The sequence below is a fragment of the Candidatus Obscuribacterales bacterium genome (assembly GCA_036703605.1).
Taxonomy (GTDB): domain Bacteria; phylum Cyanobacteriota; class Cyanobacteriia; order RECH01; family RECH01; genus RECH01.
Map to the genome: position 1 here is coordinate 1 of DATNRH010001194.1, position 3,680 is coordinate 3,680.

5 protein-coding genes and 1 tRNA gene are annotated in these 3,680 nt (G+C 51.4%); 4 read left to right on the forward strand and 2 right to left on the reverse strand.

All coding sequences use genetic code 11. From position 1 onward, the window contains the following. On the reverse strand, positions 1–221 hold a 221-nt coding region (locus V6D20_24790; protein ID HEY9819000.1), incomplete at its 3' end, for a hypothetical protein. Positions 222–412: 191 nt separating this feature from the next. On the opposite strand from V6D20_24790, the gene V6D20_24795 reads away from it, so the two are divergent. From V6D20_24795 to fba, 3 genes are all read left to right on the forward strand, one after another. Continuing rightward, positions 413–1,276, forward strand: coding sequence for a hypothetical protein (locus V6D20_24795; GenBank protein ID HEY9819001.1), 864 nt, complete (start codon positions 413–415; stop codon positions 1,274–1,276). Between the two features lie 97 nt (positions 1,277–1,373). Continuing rightward, a tRNA-Lys gene (locus tag V6D20_24800) sits at positions 1,374–1,445 on the forward strand. 230 nt (positions 1,446–1,675) lie between these two features. Further along, positions 1,676–2,755, forward strand: coding sequence for a class II fructose-bisphosphate aldolase (gene fba, locus V6D20_24805; protein ID HEY9819002.1), 1,080 nt, complete (start codon positions 1,676–1,678; stop codon positions 2,753–2,755). Positions 2,756–2,876: 121 nt separating this feature from the next. On the opposite strand, the gene V6D20_24810 is transcribed toward fba, so the two are convergent. Next, on the reverse strand, positions 2,877–2,999 hold the full coding sequence (locus V6D20_24810; GenBank protein HEY9819003.1) for a hypothetical protein: 123 nt from the start codon (positions 2,997–2,999) through the stop codon (positions 2,877–2,879). A 426-nt stretch (positions 3,000–3,425) separates the two neighbouring features. Between V6D20_24810 and V6D20_24815 the strand changes: the two genes are divergently transcribed. Continuing rightward, the coding region (locus tag V6D20_24815; GenBank protein HEY9819004.1) for a hypothetical protein at positions 3,426–3,680 on the forward strand (255 nt) is incomplete at its 3' end.

The following is a 3,680-nucleotide window of genomic DNA, read 5'->3' on the forward strand; positions in this document are numbered from 1 at the left end:
CGTAGGAGGCGATCGCTCATCGCCGTGAGCATGATCTGGCGATCGGGCAACTGGCGACACAGCACTACCACATGCATACGGGTGGGCAGCAACTGGGTGACTTTCGCGCAGCATCCCTGCGGCAGAAGGTAAAGGTTCAGCCAATAGGCGATCGCCGTTAGATCACCACGACGGGCGCTTTGCACCACTGCCCCCAGGTTCACCTGCTCCATACTAAGCATGAACTGATTACTCCTCTACCCAATATCTAGGCCAATCAAACGTTTGAGTCCCCCAATCATAGGAGTAGATCGCTCATTTCGCCCAATTTTCTGATCGGGGTTGCACAAATCTTGAAATTTAGGGAATCAGCAGCAAGCAATCTAGAGAATGGCGCTACAGTAAAAGCGGTTGAGTTCAGAGCTGTAGCCCCATGTTTGCGATCGCCCAAAAATCCCAGCCCTACGTCACCTATACCCTCAGTGATTCCGCTGCCGAAGCATCGATTGACATTGTTCCAGGACGGGGCGGCATTGTCACCCAATGGCAAATCGGTTCCCACGCCTTGCTCTACCTAGAGGGCGATCGCTTCCTCGATCCAACCCTCAGCATTCGCGGCGGCATTCCCATCCTGTTTCCCATCTGCGGCAACCTGCCCGACGACACCTATACCCACAAGGGCAACACCTACAAGCTTCCCCAACATGGCTTTGGGCGCACCCTGCCCTGGGAGGTTGTGGATCAATCCACCCAAGATGCTGCCAGCCTCACCCTGCGGCTCACCAGCAATGACCACACCCGCGCCGTCTATCCCTTCGACTTCGAGATTACCTTCACCTATCGCCTGCTCGGCAACACCCTCAGCATCCACCAGCTCTACACCAATCACTCAGATGAACCGATGCCCTTCTCCACCGGGCTCCATCCCTATTTCAATACCGCCAATGCTGCCAACCTAGAGCTGGACATTCCCGCCAACCACTACCAGCCCAAGGATGATCCCAAGATCTATCCCTTCACCGGCAGCTTTGACTTCAGCCAAGCCGAAGTTGATGTAGCTTTCACCGATGTTTCCACCACCACCGCCAGCGTCAAGGACAGCGATCTACGCATCCGCCTCGACTACGACACCCTCTATTCCACCCTGGTTTTTTGGAGCGTCAAGGGCAAACCTTTTTATTGTCTAGAACCCTGGAGTGCCCCTCGTAATGCCATGAATAGCGGCGATCGCCTCATTCGCCTCGATGCCGGAGCCACTCTAGACACGGTGGTGCAGATCAGCGCCACCCTGGGATAGAGGTCTTGAGGGTGGGGCAAAAAAGTTTCTTAGCCTGCTGTTTTTATCACAACCTATGCTAAGGTAGTAAATGGCGTGTTCGTCAGGAACACGTCATGGGTCGCTAACTCAATGGTAGAGTACTCGGCTTTTAACCGATTTGTTCTGGGTTCGAGTCCCAGGCGACCCATAAAATTGTAAATCCTTGCTATGAGCCAGCTATAACTTAGGTTTCAGGCTCCAGTGCGATCGCTCAAGAACCCTGTCATCGGGTACTGCGATTCAAATCATTAGGAAGATCTACTTAAAATTCTTCATTTCCGATTCGCGCACGGTCAGACAATCCTTTAAGATTGTTGTAAGGATTTAGATTACCTGACATTAGCTGTTACAAAAAACGAAGGACTAGGAGGATCATCTATGGCACTTGTTCCTATGAGGCTGCTGCTTGATCATGCGGCTGAGAACCAATACGGCATCCCTGCTTACAATGTGAACAACATGGAGCAGATTCTTGCCATTATGCAGGCTGCCGAAGAAGCTAACAGCCCTGTGATTTTGCAAGCTTCTCGGGGTGCCCGCAAATATGCAGGTGAAAACTTCCTCCGCCACCTGATCACAGCGGCTGTGGAAACCTACCCCCACATTCCCATCGCCATGCACCAAGACCATGGCAACAGCCCTGCAACCTGCTACTCGGCAATTCGCAACGGCTTCACCAGCGTCATGATGGATGGCTCCCTGGAAGCTGATGCTAAGACCCCCGCTAGCTTTGACTACAACGTTGACGTTACCGCTGAAGTGGTGAAAGTTGCCCACTCTGTTGGGGTGAGTGTAGAAGGTGAACTAGGTTGCCTCGGCTCCCTAGAAACTGGTCAAGGTGACAAGGAAGACGGTCACGGATTTGAAGGAACCCTCAGCAAAGATCAACTGCTGACCGATCCTGATGAAGCTGTTGAATTTGTAGAACGTACCCAAGTGGATGCCCTCGCAGTAGCGATCGGTACCAGCCACGGTGCCTACAAGTTCACCCGCAAGCCGACCGGCGAAATTTTGGCCATCAGCCGCATTGCTGAAATTCACGCTCGTCTACCCAACACCCACTTGGTGATGCATGGATCGTCGTCTGTGCCCCAAGAATGGCTAGACATGATCAACCAATATGGTGGCAACATCCCCGAAACCTATGGTGTGCCCATCGAAGAAATCCAAAAGGGTATCAAGAGCGGCGTGCGTAAGGTGAACATTGACACCGACAACCGTCTGGCGATCACCGCTGCCATCCGGGAAGCAGCTGCGAAGGATCCTTCCAACTTTGATCCTCGCCACTTTATGAAGCCTTCCATCACCTACATGAAAAAGGTGTGTCTGGAGCGCTATGAAGCCTTTGGTACCGCTGGCAACGCATCCAAGATCAAGCAAGTCTCCTTGGATGACTTCGCTGCTAAGTATGCGAAGGGTGAACTGTCTGCAAGCCCCAAAAAGACGATTGTGGTCTAGTTAGCGATTCCGATTAGGGCGACAGGTGTTGGGGCTATCCCGGCTCTTGTCGGTCTAGGTACGCTCTTCTCTATCTAAACCAATGCAGGTTGACTCCTTTGGGGTTGGCCTGCATTAGTTGTTAGAACTTGGGATGGGAGGCGATCGCCTTGTTGCCTGATAAATCTTTTTCGTAGGCTGGGTTGAGCAACGTGAAACCCAGCACCAGCTTAGATTCTATTGGGGTAGCGTCAGCGTTACCCAACCTACAAGAGAATCAGGATTGCAAGAGTTTTGCCAGTCAATGAGAGCGATCGCCTCTAGCTATATCGGTCTATATCCTGTGAATCATGGATTCTATTGGGCCTTTTCTACGTACTCATCGTTCCTCGGAGCTATCTGGACGCCCAGTCTAGTCTGACAAGACATCCTGCACGACGATCCTTCATGTTCCAGATCTCTTGATGCAGGCATGAGAGAGATTTGGTGAAAAGTGGAACCATCCCGCGTGGGATTGCTGCTTCGCTGCCCCTGGATATGGGGCTACAGGCAGCCTAGTGCTGACCAGATTCTGCATGAACAGCCTGTTAGACCAGATTTAATATCAATACAATCGGATGTTTTAGGATCTATCAGCTAGAATCCAGCTATAGTTATTTCAACACATCATTATTTCGGTGAGTATGTCACGATGACAAACCCTAGCCCTTTAGATATTGCTCAGTCCCTCGCGCAGCTTGAAAACCTAGGCAATCTGTTGTTGCACACGAAGCCGAGCCAAAAGGATACAGTACGATGGATCCTGCTTAGTATTCTCTGTCTTTCACCTGGATTTTTTATGTGGGTTGCTATGGCAACTGCTGATAGTGATGAACCGTCTGGAGAGACAGGCTTTGAGTGGATTATACTGTTGTTTCTAGCTATGAGTGTAGCTGGAGCCTCGGCA

Coding starts and splice junctions, on each gene's coding strand:
- V6D20_24795 (HEY9819001.1), top strand. CDS start 413: ATGTTTGCGATCGCCCAAAAATCCCAGCCCTACGTCACCTATACCCTC.
- fba (HEY9819002.1), top strand. CDS start 1,676: ATGGCACTTGTTCCTATGAGGCTGCTGCTTGATCATGCGGCTGAGAAC.